This window comes from Acinetobacter sp. (assembly GCF_039596015.1).
Classification (GTDB): Bacteria; Pseudomonadota; Gammaproteobacteria; order Pseudomonadales; family Moraxellaceae; genus Acinetobacter.
The window spans coordinates 1-23,301 of the sequence record NZ_JBCNKN010000018.1; the positions used below are offsets into that span (position 1 = coordinate 1).

At 38.9% G+C, this 23,301-nt stretch carries 22 protein-coding genes; 14 read left to right on the forward strand and 8 right to left on the reverse strand.

The window, feature by feature from the left end:
* Positions 1-1,667: 1,667 nt before the first annotated feature.
* Positions 1,668-1,871, reverse strand: coding sequence for a hypothetical protein (locus ABDV70_RS12470; protein WP_343598189.1), 204 nt, complete (start codon positions 1,869-1,871; stop codon positions 1,668-1,670).
* Positions 1,872-2,526: 655 nt separating this feature from the next.
* Here ABDV70_RS12470 and grpE point away from each other — a divergent pair.
* From grpE to ABDV70_RS12495, 5 genes are all read left to right on the forward strand, one after another.
* Entirely contained in the window at positions 2,527-3,063 is a 537-nt protein-coding gene (grpE, locus tag ABDV70_RS12475) for a nucleotide exchange factor GrpE (RefSeq protein WP_343598190.1), read from the forward strand.
* A 119-nt stretch (positions 3,064-3,182) separates the two neighbouring features.
* Positions 3,183-5,129 carry a molecular chaperone DnaK gene (gene dnaK, locus ABDV70_RS12480; RefSeq protein WP_343598192.1) on the forward strand — a complete coding sequence of 649 codons (1,947 nt, stop codon included), beginning with the start codon at positions 3,183-3,185 and terminating at the stop codon, positions 5,127-5,129.
* A 135-nt stretch (positions 5,130-5,264) separates the two neighbouring features.
* Complete coding sequence (locus ABDV70_RS12485; RefSeq protein WP_343598194.1) at positions 5,265-5,783, forward strand: FUSC family protein; 519 nt, start codon at positions 5,265-5,267, stop codon at positions 5,781-5,783.
* A 35-nt stretch (positions 5,784-5,818) separates the two neighbouring features.
* The gene (locus ABDV70_RS12490; RefSeq protein ID WP_343598196.1) at positions 5,819-6,781 is read left to right on the forward strand and encodes a matrixin family metalloprotease; all 963 of its coding nucleotides are present in this window, start codon (positions 5,819-5,821) and stop codon (positions 6,779-6,781) included.
* 22 nt (positions 6,782-6,803) lie between these two features.
* Complete coding sequence (locus ABDV70_RS12495) at positions 6,804-7,223, forward strand: hypothetical protein (protein ID WP_343598197.1); 420 nt, start codon at positions 6,804-6,806, stop codon at positions 7,221-7,223.
* A gap of 54 nt (positions 7,224-7,277) precedes the next feature.
* On the opposite strand, the gene ABDV70_RS12500 is transcribed toward ABDV70_RS12495, so the two are convergent.
* The 4 genes from ABDV70_RS12500 to ABDV70_RS12515 all read right to left on the reverse strand — a co-directional run bounded on the left by ABDV70_RS12500 (position 7,278) and on the right by ABDV70_RS12515 (position 11,168).
* A complete protein-coding gene (locus tag ABDV70_RS12500; protein ID WP_343598199.1) occupies positions 7,278-8,570 on the reverse strand; it encodes a lytic murein transglycosylase in 1,293 nt (430 codons plus the stop codon).
* A gap of 428 nt (positions 8,571-8,998) precedes the next feature.
* A complete protein-coding gene (locus ABDV70_RS12505; protein WP_343598201.1) occupies positions 8,999-10,123 on the reverse strand; it encodes a 5-(carboxyamino)imidazole ribonucleotide synthase in 1,125 nt (374 codons plus the stop codon).
* Positions 10,124-10,136: 13 nt separating this feature from the next.
* A complete protein-coding gene (gene purE / locus ABDV70_RS12510) occupies positions 10,137-10,652 on the reverse strand; it encodes a 5-(carboxyamino)imidazole ribonucleotide mutase (protein ID WP_343598202.1) in 516 nt (171 codons plus the stop codon).
* Positions 10,653-10,823: 171 nt separating this feature from the next.
* Positions 10,824-11,168 carry a DMT family protein gene (locus tag ABDV70_RS12515; protein ID WP_343598203.1) on the reverse strand — a complete coding sequence of 115 codons (345 nt, stop codon included), beginning with the start codon at positions 11,166-11,168 and terminating at the stop codon, positions 10,824-10,826.
* A gap of 162 nt (positions 11,169-11,330) precedes the next feature.
* On the opposite strand from ABDV70_RS12515, the gene ABDV70_RS12520 reads away from it, so the two are divergent.
* From ABDV70_RS12520 to ABDV70_RS12550, 7 genes are all read left to right on the forward strand, one after another.
* Positions 11,331-11,867: a phosphatase PAP2 family protein gene (locus ABDV70_RS12520; RefSeq protein ID WP_343598204.1), complete on the forward strand. Its 537-nt coding sequence runs from the start codon at positions 11,331-11,333 to the stop codon at positions 11,865-11,867.
* A 155-nt stretch (positions 11,868-12,022) separates the two neighbouring features.
* Positions 12,023-13,390, forward strand: a complete 1,368-nt coding sequence (mpl, locus tag ABDV70_RS12525) for a UDP-N-acetylmuramate:L-alanyl-gamma-D-glutamyl-meso-diaminopimelate ligase (RefSeq protein WP_343598205.1) — start codon at positions 12,023-12,025, stop codon at positions 13,388-13,390.
* A 179-nt stretch (positions 13,391-13,569) separates the two neighbouring features.
* Positions 13,570-14,166, forward strand: coding sequence for an undecaprenyl-diphosphatase (locus tag ABDV70_RS12530; RefSeq protein WP_343598234.1), 597 nt, complete (start codon positions 13,570-13,572; stop codon positions 14,164-14,166).
* Between the two features lie 409 nt (positions 14,167-14,575).
* Positions 14,576-15,520: a TerC family protein gene (locus tag ABDV70_RS12535; RefSeq protein ID WP_343598236.1), complete on the forward strand. Its 945-nt coding sequence runs from the start codon at positions 14,576-14,578 to the stop codon at positions 15,518-15,520.
* A 429-nt stretch (positions 15,521-15,949) separates the two neighbouring features.
* Positions 15,950-17,269, forward strand: coding sequence for a guanine deaminase (gene guaD, locus ABDV70_RS12540; RefSeq protein WP_343598206.1), 1,320 nt, complete (start codon positions 15,950-15,952; stop codon positions 17,267-17,269).
* Between the two features lie 333 nt (positions 17,270-17,602).
* On the forward strand, positions 17,603-18,130 hold the full coding sequence (gene hpt / locus ABDV70_RS12545) for a hypoxanthine phosphoribosyltransferase (protein WP_343598208.1): 528 nt from the start codon (positions 17,603-17,605) through the stop codon (positions 18,128-18,130).
* A gap of 154 nt (positions 18,131-18,284) precedes the next feature.
* A complete protein-coding gene (locus ABDV70_RS12550; protein WP_343598210.1) occupies positions 18,285-18,536 on the forward strand; it encodes a GlsB/YeaQ/YmgE family stress response membrane protein in 252 nt (83 codons plus the stop codon).
* Between the two features lie 37 nt (positions 18,537-18,573).
* Here ABDV70_RS12550 and ABDV70_RS12555 read toward each other — a convergent pair whose 3' ends face one another.
* Positions 18,574-19,263 carry a DsbC family protein gene (locus tag ABDV70_RS12555; protein ID WP_343598212.1) on the reverse strand — a complete coding sequence of 230 codons (690 nt, stop codon included), beginning with the start codon at positions 19,261-19,263 and terminating at the stop codon, positions 18,574-18,576.
* A gap of 81 nt (positions 19,264-19,344) precedes the next feature.
* Complete coding sequence (dmeF, locus tag ABDV70_RS12560; RefSeq protein ID WP_343598214.1) at positions 19,345-20,301, reverse strand: CDF family Co(II)/Ni(II) efflux transporter DmeF; 957 nt, start codon at positions 20,299-20,301, stop codon at positions 19,345-19,347.
* 56 nt (positions 20,302-20,357) lie between these two features.
* On the opposite strand from dmeF, the gene ABDV70_RS12565 reads away from it, so the two are divergent.
* Together ABDV70_RS12565 and ABDV70_RS12570 are read left to right on the forward strand one after the other, a co-directional pair.
* Positions 20,358-20,624, forward strand: a complete 267-nt coding sequence (locus ABDV70_RS12565; RefSeq protein WP_343598215.1) for a metal/formaldehyde-sensitive transcriptional repressor — start codon at positions 20,358-20,360, stop codon at positions 20,622-20,624.
* A 317-nt stretch (positions 20,625-20,941) separates the two neighbouring features.
* Positions 20,942-21,730 carry a hypothetical protein gene (locus tag ABDV70_RS12570; RefSeq protein ID WP_343598216.1) on the forward strand — a complete coding sequence of 263 codons (789 nt, stop codon included), beginning with the start codon at positions 20,942-20,944 and terminating at the stop codon, positions 21,728-21,730.
* Positions 21,731-21,936: 206 nt separating this feature from the next.
* On the opposite strand, the gene mnmE is transcribed toward ABDV70_RS12570, so the two are convergent.
* The gene (gene mnmE / locus ABDV70_RS12575) at positions 21,937-23,292 is read right to left on the reverse strand and encodes a tRNA uridine-5-carboxymethylaminomethyl(34) synthesis GTPase MnmE (protein WP_343598218.1); all 1,356 of its coding nucleotides are present in this window, start codon (positions 23,290-23,292) and stop codon (positions 21,937-21,939) included.
* Positions 23,293-23,301: the final 9 nt, after the last annotated feature.

The window sequence follows — 23,301 nt, forward strand, 5'->3', positions numbered from 1 at the left end:
ATCAATTTTCTGACTTAAATTCGCTCAAATAAACTTCGAGTAATTCTTACCATTCAATCAATGAAATTTCTTTCGATAAATTGTCAGTAAAAATCCACACAAGTTGTTCTTATCAATTCTTTAATGAATAATCTACTCTTCTTCAGAAGTAGAGACCAGAACTTCACATTGTACCTTAATTTTGTTAAGTTTCAATGTTTTCGTTGGTATGTGCTCATTATAGGTAATTTTTTTACGTATGCAAGCATTTTTAGCGCATCTTTTCCTGAGTGCTCTGTTTTTGTGCAAAAATTTTCTCTTACTTTTATTAAGTTGATGATTTTTAAAATATTTTTATTTTATATATTTTTTAGCGCTGTAATTCTATATTCATAATTTTAGTAGTTCCTTTACATGACTTTAGATATTGGCCTAATACTATGGATAATTTAACCCATGATTATGGTCACCTTATTCACTGGAACGAGTAAACCTTTCGCTATGATTCGTTTGTGTCTGTCATTCATTACAAATAGCTTTTTCTATTCCGCAGATCTCAAGTTAGTTTAACTTTGAACTTTAACTAGCGTTGTGTGTGGTGTAATCGATCGACAGAGTCAGTAGTTTTAAATTTGGTAATAACCATGGTGCAAGAGCCACTTTTACTCTCCCCTCTCTAAGTCTTCACTATATAGCTATGACAATTAGGCTTTTAGCTTTTCGCATAAAAGTTCATCTTAAAATGTGTAGTTTTTCTTTTTCCAAATATTTGTTACTCAGGCTCTGATCTATTTTTATTCCAGTTCTTCGCCAATATACAAAACTTTTTCACTTTAATCCTTCTCGAAATTATCGGCATATTTCAGACAAAACCCCATAAAGGAACACTTCAATTTGTCCAGTTTTTTCAATCAATCTTATAATGTTATCTGATAGAGGATATCCAAATTCTAGATCATGTCACTTACCAGTCGCTGTTAGTGTTTATGACTATTTATATAAACGGTAAGGGTCCTTTCTACAATTACTGGCTTAAACAATAGAGCAAAGCAATCGTCTGTTCCCAAACAGCCGATAACATTCAATGAAGTAAAAATTCATGTGTTTTGCTGTTTCACTATTCGATCCGCTATATCGTGCGTTTATTGCGAACAGCTATCGTTACTTAATTTTGTATAGATCATGACAAATGTTGGCACAATTGTATAACCACCTAGATGATATGCTGGTTTTTAATCAAAAACTTTCTATTTAAATCTATTGTTCTCCTCTTTAGGCTATTTATCCTTTTATTTAAATATTGTTTTTGTTGGGGTCAAATTTTTTCCAAATTCTATACAACTACATTATTTATTGTTTTTTAATAGCATCCCACCAATCTGTTCCACATGCTTCCAAAGATCACCTTCAACTATGATTCACATGTATAGGTATTACATAACTGGTTTGTAACTGAGTTTGAACAAAACAATGTCTGTATTCTGTATTCTGTATTCTGTATTCTGTATTTTTGATTAATTCACTTACAATGTATGCTTCGAATTATAAATAAAAGTAAAAGTCTTTCTTGATTTTTTGTTCCACGTGAAACTTTTTAAGAATAAAAGAACCATGAAGAATCTGGATACTTTTCATGGTTCTTTTCCGTAAGTTTATTGCTTTAACAAATTATCATCTGTTGTATGAAATTATTGACCTGCAGATGCAGGTGCTGGGGTTGTTGTTGCATCTGATGATTGATTATCTTGAGCAGGCGCAGGGTTATTTGTAGCTATAGTGTTCTGTTCTACAGGTGTGGTTGGAGCTGCCTGTTGTGCTTCATGTGAAGTACAACCAATCGCTGTTACTGCAAAACCACTTAATAATGTCGCCATAATTGCAATTTTCTTCATGATCACTCTCTTAAATTAAATAAAAACTAAAATTTTAAATCTGCTCTTGATGAGCCCAACCATCTTTACCAATCTTGCCAAATAGAAATATGTACTTTTTTAAGGTGTTTCTTTTCCGTAATGCAATCTGATATTACTTTATGTTTTTTGTCCCTATCCTAATTTTTACTTGACGTTTACTGGGAGTCACTGAGTCCTCTACATTTTTTGATTATTGTTCAACTTCTGTCTAGTTTATTGAATTCATTCTGTTCACGTAATGTCTTATATATTTACCCAAGCACACAATCTTGCTCTAGCGCTGCATTCATCTTTGCTTTTTTATTATTTTTTGTGGTTTTAAAGTGTATTTCTTATTTTATTAATTTTAGAGACAAAAGTTCTCAAATACTTTTATCTGGCTAGATCAAAATGATCTTGATTGGATTTCATGTTTATCCGATATCTTAATAAATGAGCAATATTAAAGCATTATATTTTTATACACTGATTTTTTTAGTTGTTTCAGCATAACAACGGTTGATTTTTTATGGAGCGCCCATACTTCTTGTATAAGTCATAAAAACCCATTTCATGGCAGTTCAGAATATGCGTAGACCGTACTGACGCCAAAGGACTGTACATGTTTAAAAACATTTTTAAACGGAGATCATCAATGGCACATGAACAAAACGAGCACGTTCAAGATACTCAATCTGAACAGATTGATTCATCAGAAAATGTAGAACAGGCAGGCAGTGTTACCGTTGAAGATTTAAAAGAACAAATTTCCAAACTTGAAGAAAGTTTGAAACTTGAAAAAGCACGTGCGGCAAATGCTGTTTATGAAGCTGAAAAAGTAAAAGAGCGTTTAGTTCGTGAAGCTGAAAATGCGAAAAAATTTGCTTTGGAAAAATTTGCAAAAGGCTTACTTGAGTCGGTTGATAATTTAGAGCGCGCAATTTTAGCTTCTGGCGAAGAAAAATCACCTTTACTTGAAGGTGTCGAACTGACGTTAAAGTCTTTAATTACCACTTTAGAAAAGCATGAAATCGCAGCTGTTGATACAGAAAATGGTTTTAATGCCGATCTTCACCAAGCTGTTGGTATCGATCCAAATGCAAAATCTGGTGAAATTGGTAACGTCTTACAAAAAGGCTATACCCTTTCTGGTCGCTTACTTCGTCCAGCAATGGTCACTGTTGGTCAATAAGATGATATTGAGATGAGTGTTTTTAATTTTTTTCATCATAATACTTGAAAAAAATCAATTCACTCTCATATCGAATAGCAAGCATAAACAATTGCACAAAATTTTTGAGGAACACATTAATGGCTAAAATTATTGGTATTGACCTAGGTACTACCAACTCATGTGTTGCAGTACTTGAAGGCGATAAAGTAAAAGTAATCGAAAACGCTGAAGGTGCGCGCACTACTCCATCTATCGTTGCATATAAAGATGGCGAAATTTTGGTTGGTCAGGCAGCAAAACGCCAAGCAGTAACAAATCCTAAAAACACATTATTCGCAATCAAGCGTTTAATTGGTCGTCGTTATGATGATGCTGCGGTACAAAAAGATATCGGTCTTGTACCTTACAAAATCATTAAAGCAGACAATGGCGATGCTTGGGTTGATGTAAACGATAAAAAACTTGCACCACAACAAATCTCTGCTGAAATTTTGAAAAAAATGAAAAAAACAGCAGAAGATTATCTAGGTGAAACAGTCACTGAAGCAGTTGTTACAGTACCTGCGTACTTTAACGATGCTCAACGTCAAGCGACTAAAGATGCTGGTAAAATTGCAGGTCTTGATGTAAAACGTATCATCAACGAACCAACTGCTGCGGCACTTGCGTTTGGTATGGACAAAAAAGAAGGCGACCGTAAAATTGCAGTTTACGACTTAGGTGGTGGTACTTTTGACGTATCAATCATTGAAATCGCTGATCTTGATGGCGACCAACAAATCGAAGTGTTGTCTACAAATGGTGATACTTTCCTTGGTGGTGAAGACTTCGATACAGCATTGATTGACTACTTAGTTGAAGAATTCAAGAAAGATCAAAATGTAAATTTGAAAAATGATCCTCTTGCATTACAACGCTTAAAAGAAGCGGCTGAAAAAGCGAAAATCGAGCTTTCTTCTGCAAATTCAACTGAAATTAACTTGCCGTATATCACTGCTGATGCAACAGGTCCTAAACATTTAGTTGTGAATGTGACTCGTGCGAAATTAGAAGGCTTAGTCGCTGATCTAGTTGAACGTACAATCGAGCCTTGCCGTATTGCGCTTAAAGATGCAGGTCTTTCAACTTCTGAAATCTCTGATGTGATTTTGGTTGGTGGTCAATCTCGTATGCCACTTGTACAACAAAAAGTACAAGAATTCTTTGGCAAAGAACCACGTAAAGACGTAAACCCTGATGAAGCAGTTGCGATTGGTGCTGCGATTCAAGGTGCGGTATTGTCTGGTGACAAAAACGACGTATTACTTCTTGACGTTACACCATTAACTTTGGGTATCGAAACAATGGGCGGTGTATTAACTCCAATCATTGAGAAAAACACAACGATTCCTGCGAAGAAATCTCAAGTGTTCTCTACAGCAGCAGATAATCAACCTGCGGTTGATATTTCGGTTTACCAAGGTGAGCGTAAAATTGCTCAACAAAACAAATTGTTGGGTAACTTCCAGTTGGGTGATATCCCTCCTGCGCCACGTGGTGTGCCGCAAATTGAAGTATCATTCGACATCAATGCTGACGGTATCTTAAAAGTATCTGCAAAAGACAAGAGCACTGGTAAAGAACAGTCAATCCAGATCAAAGCAAACTCAGGTTTGTCAGATGCTGAAATTGAAAAAATGATTAAAGATGCTGAGTTAAATGCTGAAGAAGACCGTAAGTTCGAAGAACTTGCGAAAGCACGTAACGAAGCAGACGCTTTAATTACCAGCGCAAACAAAGCAGTAAAAGACCTTGGTGACAAAGTCACTGCTGATGAAAAAACAGCAGTAGAAACAGCGGTTTCTGAACTTGAAGCAACAGCAAAAGAAAATGATGCTGAAGCGATCAAAGCGAAAACTGAAGCACTTCAAAACATCTTGATGCCAATTACGCAACGTGCGTATGAACAAGCTCAAGGTGCTCAAGGTGGCGCTGAAGGTTTTGATCCAAACGCATTCCAAGGTGGTAATGCTAGTGGTCAACAAAAAGCAGATGATGGCGTTGTAGATGCTGAGTTCACTGAAGTAAAAGATGACAAAAAATAATTTGTCGTTGTAAACGAAAACCGCTCAAGTGATTGGGCGGTTTTTTTATTTACGGGTTTTGATAAAGTTATTACAAAGCTGCATTTTATTTTTCTTATAATACATAACCTAATCTGTTCACCAACTCACCATCGTATGAACCTTTTCGAGCTTGAAAAAATCATTTATATCAGCAAGATTTTATGTTGTGCAGCGATTATCACCCTACTCTCCATCTTATTTGATAAAAACAAAGACACCAATTTTTTCTTATGGGCAAACCTGACTGCTTTTTTCAGCTTACAAGCCAGCAGCCAACAACGTGTTAATTTCAATCAAATTAGTGGAAATTTGATTGGTTCAGTTGTAGGGATTGCTATTTGGTTGATGATGTCTAAGGTAGAGTCACATTTATATTATATTAATTTAGAATATTGGTTTTTAATTTTAGGCATTTTGCTCAGTACAATCAGTTGCATCATTATCAAACACGTTGAATATACAGGGATTGCGCTTTCCAGTTTTCTAATTGTGACTGTTTACGATGTTTCACATCACACCATTGAAGGTGCATTGTTACGGATTCTATTTTGTATTGTAGGCTGTGTGATTGCCTATTTTATTGATCTGATGGCGTGTCATCTTCAACAAAAATGGTTAAATTCACAACATTAAGCTAAAATTTCCATCCATTTAAAAATGAAATGTTGATGCGAGCAGCTATGAAAACAGGTTTATGGACGCTACTTTTTCTCTGGTTCGCCCTACTCCTGTTTCAACAAATCCGATATCCACAAATTCGACTCAATCCTATTTCAAGCCGTATCCTGCATCCTTTTGATACGCGCCTGCATTATCGTATCGGGCAGATTGATCCACGCTTTGGGCTTTCTATGTCTGAGGCACAGCAATTATCTGAACAAGCTGACCATATTTGGCAACAAGGCACAGGTCATATTTGGTTTGTCTACGACCCTCATGCCCGACTGCAAATTAATTTTGTTTATGATGAACGACAAAACCAGACCAATCAAAGAGTCCAGCAACTACAACAAATTCAACAAACGCAAGCTCAACAACAGCAGCAACAGCAATTTCTCGATGCAAAAAAGCAATCGATTGCACAATCTCAAATGATGCTTGATCGGAAACAGGCTGAGTTTCAAGTAGCTTTAGCACAGTACAATCAAACCGTAGAACAAATAAATCAGCAAGGTGGGGCCAATCCACAATTAAAGTCCATATTTAATCAACAAAAAATTTATTTAGAACAACAAAAACAACAACTGAATCAGGCGATTATTGCCCATAATCAGGTTGTATCAACATCCAACCAACAGGTAGATCATTACAACCAAACCAATCAACAGATTCGCCAATCCATTGATCGATATAACCAGCACTATGCCGCCCGCCAGTTTGATAAAGGTATTTTTAATGGTCGAGAAATTAATGTCTATGAATTTGAAAATCAGGATGATTTACGCCTCGTTCTCGCGCATGAGTTAGGACATGCACTGGGGTTAAAACATTTATACAATAATCCTAAGGCCCTGATGTATCCAACCTTAAAACAACAAAATTTAGAGGACTTTCAATTAACTACAGATGATATTGCCTTACTGGATGAGAATACTTCCTTGAATAATTTTTTAACCAAATTCAGACTCTAGATTCGGAAAAAAGCTCAATTTCATGGTATGTTTAATTAAAGAGCACTCTAAATATGAGGAAGTCGGTGTGAGTTATTATCATATTATTCTCGAAGTAAATGACCATATCAGTACCATCGAGGAAACTCGTGATATTGAACTTTTTAATATTGAGGAGCTTACCCCTTACCTACACGCCATCCTACTCCCATATTTTAATCACCAAATGATTGAACTTGATGATGAAAATATTGAGTATGATGATATTTTGCATCTTGAAGTGAAACAAACCATAATGCCAATAGAGCATCTGATTCAAGAAGAACAAAAAGAGCTTCCTAGCGATACTGATGTGACCATTACAGCTTATGAAATTTTTAATGATCGGGACTTAAGCCAAGATGTTACTGCGGTGATTTTTGATGTCTTGGATGCAGTCAAAATAGACCATAAAGATTTCTAAGTTTGTTTTAAAAAAGGAGAGGAATTTAACATTTCATCTCCTTTTTCAGTTTATTTAAGGCAACATTTTTTGTGCCTGTTCGTTACGTAAGACCCGTAATATTTGCTGCCCTGCTCGCCCAGTTGGATTTAACCCAAGACGTACTTGTTCTTTTTGAATCGCCTGACGTGTTTTGTCACCAATCAAGCCATCCGCCTCACCAATGTCATACCCTTTACTAAGCAAGAGCCGTTGAATCTCACGGCGTTCTGCCCGTGATGTACCAGCATCATCTGTTGGCCATGGTGTTAAAAATGGCCCTGCACCTTGTAATCTGTCAGATAAATGTGCAATCGCCAAAGCATAGCTTTCAGCAGCGTTATAACCATAGATCGCATCAAAGTTTTTAAACACTAAAAATGATGGCCCATTTGCACCCGCTGGCATCATGAGGCCTGCTGGTGTGGTAGTGGTCAAATTTCCCTGAACAATGGTTGAACCATCTGCCCGTGTTAACCCTTGTGCAATCCAATACGATAACGGTTTTTTATTACGGCGACTTTCTCCCGCAACCGACATTCCTTGTGGAATCTTCACTTCAAAGCCCCACGGCATACCTGTTTGCCACCCTGCTTTCTTTAAAAAGTTTGCAGTTGAAGCCAAAGCATCAGGTACACTCGAAACCAAATCGCGACGGCCATCGCCATCAAAATCAACGGCCAGACGTTCATAAGTAGAAGGCATAAATTGGGTATGACCAAATGCACCTGCCCATGAGCCTTTCATTTGCTCTTCAGTCAAATCTCCACGCTGCAAAATACGCATTGCCGCAAAAAATTCGGTACGGAAATAACTTTGACGACGACCTTCACAGCTCAGCGTCCCAAGTGACTGTAATAATGGATATTTGCCCGAAATATTGCCGTAGTTACTTTCCACCCCCCACACTGCCACCACAGTTTCAGCAGGTACACCATACGTTTGAGAAACCTGATTTAACACACTGCGATATTGGGCAATTTTTTGTTGTCCATCACGGACACGCTCATCATCCACCAAACCCGAAAGATAATCCCAGATTGGTGTCGAAAACTCTGGTTGATAATTTAATTTCTCAACCACCGAATAATCTGGTGTTAAGTTTTGAGTGTAGCGATCATAGGTACTGGCATTCACGCCAGAGTTGATTGCCTGACTACGCAAATTTGCAAGGCAGCTTTGAAAGCGATCACTTACGGGGGTTACAGGTGTTGTTATTTGTGATGGTGGCGTCACTGTTGATGAAATTGAATCATTGATCACCAGTTCAGCTTGCGCATGAACTGTAAACAATAAAGTTGTACCGACAAAAAATGAAGAATATCGCATGTTGAGTAAAGACCATTTTTGAATTCAAATCCTTACGCCTACATTAGCACCATCCGGTTTTTTTGACGATTAAAAATGAATTCAAAAATTGTTATTTTGATTTAAATTCATTCACAGGTTTTAAATTTAAAATTTTATCCACAAGACAATCAAATATTACTTTGAATTCAATTTTAAATTCACAAAATAATCTACCCACATGTGGATAACTCATAAATAGCTTATTCTTGGTTTTAAATTCATTTCATAAAGGAAAATTTAAATTCAAAACCAAAGTTTAAATTTAAAATATTATTTTTTATTCTACTAAAACTTATCCACAGCAGCTTGATCTCTGCGAAGAAATTTAAGGGCGCACATCTTACCGAATTTCTGCCAATAAAAAAGCGATCCACATCGTGATCGCTTTTTTTAAAAACAAATTTGAATTAAATGTTCATATCTTGAGTCAATGCCAAAGGTTCAGGCAGGATTTTTGCTAACTGACGACATAAATTGCTTAATTCATCGCTATTTACTGGCATTAGGGTGATATGACCGAGTTTACGTCCTGCACGTTCAGTCTTGTTATACAGGTGTAAATGCGCGCCATTGAGTGCCAAAACATCTTCAGTTTTTGGATGTTGACCAATGATATTCACCATCACACTTGGACGTACAACTTCGGTTGAACCTAAAGGTAAGCCTGCAACCGCACGTACGTGGTTTTCAAACTGAGAGCAAACTGCGCCTTCGATTGACCAATGTCCAGAGTTATGCACACGCGGCGCCATTTCATTGGCATATAAGCCTTGTTCAGTTACAAACAGTTCAAGCGTTAGCACACCAATATAGTTTAAATGGTTCAGTAAGCGTGTGATGTAGTCCTGTGCAACAGGCAAAAATTCAGCACTGTTTGGCGCAGGAATAATCGAATGCGACAAAATACCATGATGATGATGGTTTTCAGCCAATGGCCATGTTTTTACATCACCATTTTGTCCACGAACCGCAATAATCGAAACTTCACGTGAAAATTTAACAAAACTTTCCGCAATAAGTGATTTTGCAGGGCCAAGTTCTTGCCATGCTTGGTCGATTTGCTCAGCTTCACGGAGAACAAACTGACCTTTACCGTCATAGCCGCCTGTCGCTGTTTTTAAAACTATTGGTAAGCCAAGCTCAGTTACTGCTTGTTTCAGCGTTTCAAGGCTGTCGACTGCACGAAAAGGCGCAACAGGAATCGCTAATGCGTTGAATAGTGTTTTTTCAGACAAGCGGTTTTGTGCAATTGCCAATGCCTGACGAGGAGGGTGTATAGCTTTACTTTGCATGAGCAGATCAACATCTGCTAAAGGCGTGTTTTCAAATTCAAGACTAAATACATCTGCACTCGCAATAAACTGCTCTAAGCCTTGTGGATCCTGACTTGAAAAGACTTGACCCAACACAGCAGATGGACAATCGGTACTTGCTTCAAAGAAAGTACAATCCAAATTTAAAGGCAATGCGGCTTGTGCCATCATACGGCCAAGCTGCCCACCACCAAAAATTCCAATGGTTTTGTTTTTCATTGTTATTCTCGAATTAAGCTTGACCTGGGATATTGTTGTTTGCAACTTTTGCAGTTTGTGCTTCACGAAAATCTGCAACATTTTTCGCAATCTCAGGGCGAGTCAAGCCTAAAATTTGTGCAGCCATAATTGCGGCATTGGTTGCACCAGCAGGCCCAATTGCCAATGTACCCACAGCAATTCCAGCAGGCATTTGCACAATTGAAAGCAATGAATCTACACCATTAAGAATCGATGATTTCACAGGTACCCCAAGTACAGGTACATCTGTTTTTGCCGCACACATACCAGGTAAATGTGCTGCACCGCCTGCGCCTGCAATAATCACTTGAATACCACGTTCACGTGCCGTTTCAGCATATTCAAATAAACGGTCTGGGGTACGATGTGCAGATACGACTTCTGCTTCAAATGGAACACCAAGTTGCTTGAGCATGTTGGCAGTGTGTTCAAGTGTTGCCCAATCAGATTGAGAACCCATAATAATTCCAACTAAGGGTTGAGCGTCTGTAGCAGCGACCGTATTCATTGATATTTCCAAAATATTCGTAGATTAATGCACTTAGCCAAGCGAAGAAAAGCTTTGGACAGGGGTTAGGAGCATAGTATAGCTTGTTTTTTCATCCTCTCCAAAACAAAACATACGCATCAAAATACACACGTTTAATGGCATGTTTGACGTTCTGATAGGATCGTTTTTTCACTGACCTCTAAAGACAAAATAAACACAGCCCAATAAACAACATGCTGCCCACAAATAGTCCCATTTTAAGGGTTGTTTAAACATAAAAACGAGAAAGGGAACAAACACAATCAGTGTCACGACTTCCTGTGTGATTTTCATTTCACCCGTACTCCAGCCATGAGCTGCAAATAGGCGAGTGGCAGGAATCATAAAACTGTATTCAAACAGCGCAATTCCCCAGCCAAATAAAATCGCTTGCCATAAAGGTGCGTCGTGTAAAAAGCGTAAATGACCATACCATGCCAGTGTCATAAAGCAATTTGAAATAAACAACAATATAAAAGGAAGCAATGTCAGCATAGAGAACGACACCTAGCAAAAGATATGGAATAATTTTTAAATTGTAACAATTCTGGGATAATTTTAATCTAAATTTATTACGTACAATAAAACAATGGAAGAGGAGAAATGTTGCTTTAGCATGCTGTACGATACTTTCATTCATTGAGTTGGAGCTCATTCGTGCTGTCTTTTTTTAAAAACCTGAATTTCATGATGTTTGAGCTCATTTACTCTTGTGGGAAAAGTCATGAAATATTTCTACAAATTGCATTATTTTCATCTCGTTACCTTACAACAATTTTAGCCGTTCTCTTACTTGGCCTTGCAATTTATCAATCCAAATACCGTATTTTATTTATCAAAGCGTTAGTTTTAACCCTCATCACTTCCCTGATCAGCACAACCCTTGATCATACTGTGTATTTCCCTCGTCCATTTACACTCGGTTTAAGCGAAAACCTGATTCATCATTCAGATAATAATTCCTTTCCAAGCAGCCACATGATCGTGATCAGTACCATTGCATTTGCCTATTTATTTTCTTCACAAAAATGGATCGGCTATGTCCTGTTTTTTGCTGCACTGATGGTCGGTTGGTCTCGTATCTATTTGGGCGTGCATTTCCCTTACGATGTTTTAGGGTCTTTGGTGATTGCCTTTATTGTCAATTATGTAGCCTATCTACAACTTAAAAAATTTCCAAAATTTGCAGTGTAAGGTGATGGCATGGCTGCATTGGGATTCAATCTCGATGTCCAAAACTCAACGCTTACCAATACTTCTCACATTTTGTGACTATCTTTTCAAATACAGCCTTGTTATCGTTACAAATAGATTGAATCAAAATACATTTATAGTGGAGTAGGCAAGAAATGCATCTGCATATTTTGGGTATTTGTGGCACATTTATGGGGTCTTTGGCACTGTTAGCACGTGATTTAGGCTATACCGTGACAGGCTCAGATCAAAATGTATATCCACCAATGTCAACACAGCTCGAAAATGCAGGCATTACGCTAATGCAAGGCTATGACCGCAGTCATTTACAACCGCACCCTGATTTAGTCATCGTGGGAAATGCCATGAAGCGGGGAATTGATGCGGTGGAATATATGCTCAATGAAGGCTTGCCTTATATCTCGGGTCCACAGTTCTTAGCCGATCACGTTTTACAAGGCAAACATGTGCTTGGTGTTGCAGGAACACATGGTAAAACCACGACCACGACCATGCTGGCATGGGTGTTGGATCAGGCAGGGTTAAATCCTGGATTTTTAATTGGCGGCGTACCACTCGGTTTTAGTGAAAGTGCCCGTTTAGGTGGTGGTCAATACTTTGTGGTTGAAGCCGATGAGTATGATTCTGCATTCTTTGATAAACGCTCGAAGTTCGTGCATTACCACCCTAAAACCGCCATTTTAAATAACCTTGAATTTGACCATGCAGATATTTTTGATGATTTGGCAGCGATTCAAAAACAATTCCATCATTTGGTCAGAACCATTCCAAGTGAAGGGCGAATCATTGCACCGATTACTGAAACCAACATCGATACGGTCTTAGAGATGGGTTGTTGGACACCTGTGGTACGAACGAGCCTAGAAGCAAATGCCCAAGCCGAGCTTTCTGCGCAACTGATCTCTCTGGACGGTAGCCACTTTAACGTGCTTAAACAAGGCCAAGTCGTTGGCGAAGTACAGTGGAATATGACAGGGCAGCACAGCGTTGCCAATGCCTTAGCTACGATTGCTGCTGCTGAGCATGTGGGTGTTTCTATTGCTGATGCATGTCAGGCATTGTCTAATTTTGGTGGCGTCAAACGCCGTATGGAACTGCTCGCAACCGTTAAAGGCATCGAAGTTTATGATGACTTTGCACACCATCCAACCGCAATTGCAACCACGTTAGACGGCGCACGTAAACGCCTAGGCGAACGTCGCTTATGGGCAATCATTGAACCACGTTCTAATACCATGCGTATGGGCAGCCACAAAGACGGCTTGGCTCAGTCGGCACGTTTGGCTGATGAAGTGATCTGGTATCAACCAGAAGGGTTAGATTGGGATCTGCAACCTGTGATTGATCAGGCACCCAACCATGCGCAAGTGAGCCGTTCTTTAGATGAAATTATCCAACGAATTGTCAGTGAAGCAGGGGAAGGTGATGCTGTTGTCATCATGTCCAATGGTTCATTTGGTGGGTTGCATCAAAAGCTGATTACCGCTTTAAAAGCTGAATAATCCATAACATTTCAACGAAAAGCAGTATCTCAGGATGCTGCTTTTAACTGAATGATCTATAACGCCTGCACATGGCGAATCATAATTAAAAAATTACAAAAGTGTAACTTTTCTATGCCTTTTTCTTAAGATCATGTCTTTATTATAGCGCAATTTAATTCGAGGCCTGATATATGAGCATGTCTCTAGAAGCGCTCAATTTAGCGTGGTTCGCGAAAATCAATGCATCTCAACATGCCAGCCATGTCATGATTGATCTCGCGATTTTTATTGCCAATGATACTTTTTATTTACTTGCCCTGCTTTTATTGTCGTTATGGTGTTTTGGCGACCAACAACGTAAAGACTATGCTTTAAAAGCTGTATTTTTGACAGCAATTTCTCTGGGTATTGGCTTGATTATTTCTCAGGTTTATTTCCATCCACGACCGTTCATGATCGGGGTTGGACATACCTTTATTCAACATGCACCCGATGCCTCTTTTCCAAGCGACCATATGCTGATTTTTAGCACCATTGCATTATCGTATCTATTTTCCCAACGGAAAATCGCTGGAATCATCTTATTGGTTTTAGCATTTTTCGTTGCATGGTCACGGGTTTATTTAGGGGTACATTTCCCACTAGATATGGTCGGTGCATTCTGCATTGCTTTATTGGTCAATGTGGTTGGAATATGGTTTTGGAACAGATATGGGCAAAAAATCATGGTGTGGATCTTAAATCTCTACCATTTCGTTGCTAAACCATTACTAGAGCGTGGTTGGGTCAAATAATTTTTAATAAAAAGGATAGCACGAAGCTATCCTTTTTATTTTTATAGGGTTTTTTCTTTTCAATTTACCGTTTAAAAATTTCAAAAATATGTCAGCTATATGACATTTTACTGACAGCTTGATACAAACAGATCATGATTCAAAGGTGATTGCAGATCTTTTGAATCTATGGCATGCTGTTGAATATATATTCGTTTTGACAAGGGGAGTAGCCTCCTCCAAACGTAACACAGCATCAACCTGTTACGTGTCAGATATCGTCAATACACTTTAAATTTTAAAGTCGGTATCTGAGCATCATGTTTTTTATGATGTAGGCAAGACCTTGATCATGTTGACACAGATCGTTTTCTGTCTGGCAACAGGTCAAGGTTTTTTTATACCTGATTGCCAGACATGGAGGTTTCAAATGCACTCTATTGGCAATATTTGGTTATATCTGATCTTCTTCGGCATTGTTGCCATCATGCTGATCATTGATTTTTTAGGCTTTAAAAATAAGCCACAACACGATGTTCCACTCAGGCAAGCCGCTTACTGGAGTATTGCATGGGTTAGCGTTGCCATGCTGTTTGCTGGCGGGTTATGGCTCTATCTACAGCAAAGCGTTGGGCTTGTCATCGCAAATCAAAAAACGCTGGAATACATCACAGGGTATTTACTGGAAAAATCCCTCGCCATTGATAATGTCTTTGTCTGGCTGATGATCTTCTCTGCATTTGCAATTCCACCTGCACTACAACGTAAAGTTTTACTCTATGGTGTGCTTGGTGCCATTGTGTTACGCACTGTGTTTATTTTTATTGGAGCATGGCTGGTTCAAGAGTTTTCATGGATTCTGTACCTCTTTGGCGCGTTCTTGGTCTATACAGGCTTTAAATTTTTAAAAGGGCAGGATGAAGAACCCAATATCGAAGACATGAAACTGCTGAAATGGTTACGAGGTCATTTTCCAATTACCTCTGGCTTACGTGACAATCATTTTGTGGTGTTTGAGCAAGGAAAACGCTGGCTTACGCCGTTGTTTGTGGTACTCATTTTAGTTGAATTCTCAGATATTATTTTTGCGGTAGATTCAATTCCTGCCATTTTCTCGGTTACCAATGATCCCTTTATTGTCCTGAGTGCGAACTTAATGGCGATTTTAGGACTCAGAGCCATGTTCTTTTTATTGGCAGGTGCAGCACAAAAAATGCAGTACTTACCTTATGGATTAGGCATTATCTTGTTGTTTATTGGAACAAAAATGCTGATGCTCGACTTTTTCCATATTCCAATTTGGGCATCGCTTGGTTTTATTGCGATTGTGTTGGCAATTACAGCATTTCTTTCCATTCGACATAGCAAACGATAAAAAAATCGAGTCATCCATTGCTTCTCGTCACCATTAGCGAGAAGCAATGGACTCAAATGGCTCAACAACCTTTAACTTCGGCCAGTGCTGTGAACACTGTTTCGACGTTACACGCTGTGAAAATATTTCAGAATTTACTCAACGAGTCTTCCAACACAGTTTCCATTCAAATAAATCTGCTAAACCCAAAGGAGCTATCACCTCTAAATGCTCCTCTTTTTGTAATCTCGCGGCAATAGCAGTTGCTGTTTCAGGCTAAAGTGAAAGGGCATATTCAATAGAGGGAAAAAGGGCTAATCAGGCATTTCTATTCCTCATTTTCACCATAAAAAAATAGATCATCAGGTAAAAATTCATGTTATTTCTGTCCAACAATAAAGCATAAATAGGCTACAATCAGTCGAAAAAAGAAAATCTGGAACATCGATCATGCTGAATTCACCATCAACAACGCTCATTCGTGGGAAATTCCTCGATATCCAACAAACTGTATCCAATCCTGAAGACATCACACAACAAATGCGTTATGTGGATGACGGTTTAATGTGGTGTGAAAATGGCAAAATTCACTGGTTTGGCACATGGCAAGATGCTCAGGCAATTTTACCTAAAGGGATCTCCGTTCGACATTATCCAGAGCAACTGATTGTCCCAGGATTTATCGATACCCATATCCACTACCCACAAACTGAAATGGTGGGAGCATATGGTGAGCAACTGCTCAGTTGGCTAAATACCTATACCTTTCCAACAGAACTACAATTTCAGGACAAAGGCTACGCAGATAAAATTGCCCAGTTCTTTTTACACGAGCTACTCAAAAACGGCACAACCACGGCACTTGTGTTCTGTACCGTTCACCTTGAATCTGTCGATGCACTATTTGAACATGCAGCGCAGCTCAATATGCGTGTGATTGCAGGGAAAGTGTTGATGGATCGCCATGCACCCGAAGGACTGTGTGATACGGCTGAAACAGGTTATCAGCAATCAAAAGCCCTTATTGAGAAATGGCATGGAAAGGGGAGAGCTTTATATGCAATTACCCCGCGTTTTGCACCGACATCAACACCAGAACAACTGGCTAAAGCAGGGCAACTCAAACAAGAATATCCCGATGTATATGTGCATACCCATTTAAGTGAAAACAAAGATGAAATCGCATGGGTAAAATCGCTATTTCCAGAACAAACTGGTTATTTAGATGTTTATCATCACTTTGGCTTAACAGGGGAACGGTCTGTCTTTGCACATTGTGTGCATTTGGAAGATGAAGAGTGGAACTGCATGCACGACACCCAATCTGCGATTGCCTTTTGTCCAACCTCGAACCTGTTTTTAGGCAGTGGTTTATTTCCACTTGCCAAAACATGGGAAAAACAAGTCAAGGTTGGTTTAGGCACTGACATTGGAGCAGGAACATCATTTAGCCAATTACAAACCATCAATGAAGCCTACAAAGTACAACAACTGCAAGGCAATAAACTCTCTGCACCTGAGGCGTTTTACCATGCCACATTAGGAGGTGCCAGAGCCTTACATCTGGATGACAAACTGGGTAATTTTAGTTTAGGCAAAGAAGCAGATTTTGTGGTTTTAGATTTACATCCAACCGCATTACAACAACTGCGCCAATCGCATGCAAAATCCATCGAAGATCGGTTATTTGCCTTATTTACGATGGGTGATGATCGTAATATTGCAGCTACTTATGTGTATGGGCAATGTGTTTATCAGACAGAAGGCTAATTGCGGTTCATTGTTCACCACAGCCTGTCACTTGCGTTGTACCTTGTACGGCGCAAGACTTTAGAACGGGTAAGAACAATGCTCTATTAAGCACTTCTGAGCCGATTTTATAGGTCGTCGATATAACTTAAAACTTCGCTCATCCAGACCATAAAAATGCAGAATATGAGGTCAATAAGGGATAACTTAAACAGGCAATTACATTTTCAAAGACAAGAAAAGATGCATGAAATCTGAAATTGTTTTAAACTTTGTCTATTCACTCATAAATTGGAGGTGTTGCAGGTCAACACCTTTTTTATTTTTATATTCTGGAGTTTTAGGTAGCAGCCCATGACTGTTGAAATGCGCGTAATGATTCCCGCAGAGTCTATCCAAGCCAAAGTTAAAGCGCTTGGTGAACAAATTAATGCATACTATGCAAATAGTGATAAAGAGCTTGTACTCATTGGATTATTGCGTGGTTCGGTTATTTTTATGGCTGACCTTTGCCGTAATATTGAAAAACCACACGAACTTGATTTCATGACCGTTTCAAGCTATGGCGGTGGTACAACATCAAGTCGTGACGTTAGAATCTTAAAAGATCTAGATGGCGAAATTCGCGGTAAAGATGTTTTGGTTGTTGAAGACATTATTGATTCAGGCAATACCTTAAGTAAAGTCGTTGAAATTTTGGAAACACGCCAACCTAACTCAATCCAGCTTTGCACACTTGTCAGCAAACCTTCACGCCGTGAAATTGAACTGGATGTGAAATTCTTAGGCTTTGAAGTTGAAGATAAATTTATTGTCGGATACGGCTTAGACTACGATCAAAAATATCGTCATTTACCTTTTATTGGTGAAATCGGTTTATAAAAACCAATTATTATGGCTGTTTCGACAGCCATTTTTTTTGCACAAAAACATAACAGAAAACCAATCAAGCTACAGATTTTCTAATATTTTTTTAAAATTTGTTCAGTAAAATAAAAACATGAATCCATCAATTACCGCACCTTAAGGAGCATTTATGGGACATCTCATTATCACCATCTTTATCGGTTTTTTTGCAGGGTTAATTGCGCGTGCTTTACATCCTGGCGAAGATAAAGCAGGGTTTATTGTCACAACACTCCTTGGAATTGCAGGCTCTTTAGTTGCAACCTACGCAGGGCGCTTCCTCGGTTTTTATGCACCAGGCTCTTCAGCAGGGTTTCTTGCCTCAATCCTTGGTGCCATCATCATTTTGGTTGTTTACAACTTCTTGACCAAACAAGATTAAATACCAAGCAGCATGTTGGTCATCTAAACATGCTGTTTTACCAGTTTTCCTGAATTTCCTGTGCTGAAAGTAAACCAACCTTGACTGAACCATCTTTAAAAATCAAGGTTGGTGTTCCCACAAGCTGTAATTTTTGACCCAAAGCTAAATTACGCTGAATGGGGTTTTCACAATACGTATCAGCTTTGGGCTGAAAACGCATCTGCATTAAGTTTTTCCATGCAAATTCTCGATTTGGGCTACACCACACGCGCTTAGATGGCGCAATGGATTGTGGGCGAAGTGGATACATGAAAATATAGAGCGTAACATCATTTAGTTTTTCTAATTGTGTTTCTAATTGCTGGCAATATGGGCAGTTCGGGTCTTCAAAAATAGCCAGTTGATGCTGTCCATTACCTTTGACAATTTTTATTGCATCCTGAAAGGGCAACTGCTGCCAGTTGACCTTTTTTTGTTGTGCCTTTTTAGACAAATCCTGAGTTAAATTTTTCTGATCTTTTAATCTGATCATACTCCCAACAAAAATATGTTGACCCGATTCATCCAGATACACCACACGCTCATCTAACTTAGCACTGTACATGCCTGACATTTCTGTTGGTGCAATATTTTGAAAATTTAGATTCGGATATTGCTTTTGCAGTTGCGTTGCCAAATGGGCAGCATCAGCAAAAACAGTTGAAGTGACCAAACTTGCTAAAAGCAATAGACTCAATCTTTTCATATCTAGGGTTACAGACCAACGAAGCCTTGAATTTTAGCTTGCTCAAAGCTTCCGTGCCTATTCAAAATCCGTTAATTTTTGTCATGATGTTTCACGTGGAACTTCGTGTGTTAATGGGTAGTTCACTTCTACCGAAATATGCACGATTTCCTCATGAATGGAGAGTTCCTGACGAATCATATCTGCCGTGATCGTCTGATCTTGTGTTTCTAACGCCAAAATACATGAAAACTTACCTTTACCCACTTTCCAAACGTGAATATCCGTTAATTCAACAGGTAATTTTTCCAATACTTCATGAATTTCAGGTACAACAGGATGATCCATTTCTGCATCGAGCAAGGTTTTTCCTGTTTCACGCATCACATCATATGCCCATTTTGCCACTAAAATAGATCCCACCACGCCCAAAACGGCATCTAAAAAATTCCAGCCCAAAAACTTGGCTGCAACCAAAGCAATAATTGCAAAAACAGAAGTAACCGCATCCGCAATGACATGTATAAACGCAGCTTTTTGATTTAAATCATGATGATGATCGCCATGATCATGATGGTGGTCATGGTGATGATGATGGTTGTGGTGATGATCATCACGTAATAACCATGCACACAGTAAATTAACCACCAATCCCAAAGCTGCAATGGCAATCGCCTCATTATAATGAATGGTCACAGGCTGAATAAGATGCTCAATCGACTGAACTGCCATCAACAATGCAACTACAATTAACAAAATCGCACTGCTGTAACCCGCGAGAATCTCAATTTTCCATGTTCCAAAACTAAAACGCTGATCTTTTGAATAATGTTGTGCCGCCCGATACGCAAAATACGCCAATCCTAAAGCCAGCATATGAGAACTCATATGCCATCCATCTGCCAATAAGGCCATCGAATTAAAAATCCAACCGCCAAAAACTTCCAGAATCATCATTAACCCTGTCAGGATGGTCGCAATGAGGATTTTTTTTTGTGTTAATGGATTCCCTTCATCAAACTGATGATGATGTTGACGAGAAAGGGTAGAATATTGCATATGAAAATCACCAAAATATACTCCCCTACAGTATATTTGTTTTTTGAGAATTTATCATGAGCCATCTTCACCAAGATCAAAAAATTTTAAATCGGGTTAAACGCCTCAAAGGGCAACTCGCAAGCATAGAAAAAAGTCTCGAAACGAAGGAAAATTCGTGCATTGAGATCCTGCAACAAGTCGCTGCGGCTAAAGGAGCCATCAATGGGCTTATGAACGAGCTGATTGAACAGCATTTGCGTCATCACGTTCTAAACGATGTTCCCAATTTGAATGAAACCGAAATTGCAGAGTTTATGAAATTACTTAAACGCTATGCTTAAGGTATTTTTTATTCAAATCGCAGATACAAATTCTTGCTCATTTTGATCGACCGAAATGAGTATCTATTTTTGGAACAAGAAAGTATTTTTCTTCTGCTGTATTGAATATTATTTGACAAAAATGACGTTCGTTATTGAAGAAAAGTGACACAAGATTCAATCTTTAAAGGGTATTTTGTGCTGCTGTAAAATCGTTTCGGATAAATCATATTTAATCTTATTCATCCTAAATACTTGAACTTGATCAATAAGAACCATAATGTTCTGCTTTATAACAACACAACAATCAACTTCGACCCATCCAAAAGGACAAAAATATGTCATGGATACAACAACTTTTAAACGACTTCCCCATGAGCTCTGCCGTTATTTTTTGGGGGCTATTTATTTTATTAAGTAGCGCAGCCTATGCGGGGAAATATCTTTTAAAAAACCATCAAAATGCTTTCAATGATGATCAAGCCAAAATTGTCCTCGGTGCAATTTTATCGTTATTAGGTTTACTAATTGGCTTTGTACTTTCAATTTCGATTGGTGGATATAACGATCGCCAAAAAACCGAAGAAAATGAAATGGTGGTGATTGGTACAGCACTACAACGCACGCAACTTTTGCCTTTACCCCAACAGGAACAGGCAAAAAGGTTATTACATGACTATTTAAACGCTAGAATTAAGTTTTTCGAAGCAGAAAGCCATCCTGAAAATCGAAATTGGAGTATGACTTCAACAGAAAAACAAAATAATTTATGGAAAATTGCGGTCATTGAAGCCAATACCACCCCAAATCCCGTCATGGCTTCGGTACTGACAGCCTATAACGATTTATATATTGCTCAAGAAAAAACTACGGTGAGCTGGCGTTATCAAATTCCAGATATTGTTTGGGGTTTGCTGATCTTCTTTGCAATCGTTTCTAATTTTTTGATTGGCTACAATGCTCGAAAAGAACATGGGGAGAATCTGCTGATTTTAGTATTGCCTTTTTTAATGACTTTAGCGCTGTTTATCATTGCTGAAATTGATATCCCAGGAAAAGGGGTCATTCATGTCACACCAGATGATTTATTGTCACTTCAGGCGATATGGAACAGTCAAATCAAATGAAATCAGGAAGATCATTACAATTAGATAGACACTTTACACTTGCAATAGGAGCCAAGATTTGAAGATTAAAACGCTCTGCTTGAAGAATATCAAGATCGCAAGTGATTGCTGATCACTTGCTGTTGTTGACCTTGATAAGATCGTATTGGATAAAAAAGCAATGTATCAAATACGATTTAAAAAGCTGCCGATTGGGCAGCTTTTGATTATTTTCCGATACAGAATGATCCGAAGATTTTCCCGAGCAAGTCATCGGCACTAAAATCACCTGTAATTTCACCCAGCGCATTTTGGGCTAATCGTAAAGATTCAGCCATGAGTTCACCGGCATGAAACTCCACTAACTGTACATGCGCCTCTGCAAGATATTGCTGTGTGCGCTGCATTGCGTCTAAATGACGAGTTCGTGCAATAAAGGTGTCTTCCTCCGGATGGAAGCCTGCATGCGCTGTAATCGCATCTATGAGCGTCTGAACGCCCATTTCTTGCTTAGCTGACACAGTTACATGTCTAAAACCATTTAATTCACCTAAAGCAGGCGTTTGCATGGTTAAGTCACTTTTGTTTCCAATTAAAATTAAACGGCGTGGATCTAGATGTTCTGAAAAATAGCTTCGAGCTAAAGTCAGTGGATCTTCACCCTGACTCAAATCATAAACCAGAAGCAATAAATCAGCCTGTTCGATTTCTTTAATCGCACGGCGAATCCCTTCTTTTTCAACAATATCGCCCGTTTCACGCAAACCTGCCGTATCGGTCAGGGTAATAGGTAATCCATTTAAAATAATTTTTTCATGCAACACATCACGGGTTGTTCCTGCAATATCGGTCACAATCGCGCGTTCCATACCCGCCAAAGCATTTAATAGACTCGATTTACCCGCATTGGGTTTACCCGCAATCACCACCTGCAAACCTTCGCGTAACAATTGCCCTTGGCGCGCAGATTGTTGTACGGTTTGAACAGAGTGCTGAACATCTTCAAGTAAAGCTAAAATTTTGCCATCTGCCAGAAAGTCAATTTCTTCTTCGGGAAAATCAATTGCTGCTTCAACATGTAAACGTAAATGAATCAGCTTTTCTAAAACTGCATTCACTTTATTGGAAAATGCCCCTTGCAAAGAGCGTACAGCCGAACGTGCAGCCGCTTGTGAAGTCGCATCAATCAAATCAGCAATGGCTTCGGCCTGTACCAAATCCAGTTTGCCATTTTCAAAGGCGCGCATTGAAAATTCGCCTGCTTTCGCTGCTGTAGCCCCTAAAGCCAAAAGGCGTGCTAACAATGTATTTTGAATCACAGGGCCACCATGTCCCTGAATCTCAACCACATCTTCCCCTGTAAACGAGTGTGGATTTGGGAAACATAAGATTAAGCCTTCATCCATAACCTCAGACTGAGCATCGTAAAATTGGCGAAAGCCTGCCATACGTGCCTGAGGTAATGCTTTTTGACATAAGGCTTCAGCGATTGTGTAGGCTTTTGGGCCAGATAAACGAATCACCCCCACACCACCACGTCCAGGCGGCGTTGCTATTGCAGCAATGGTGGTTTGGTTTTGCATATGGTTCAC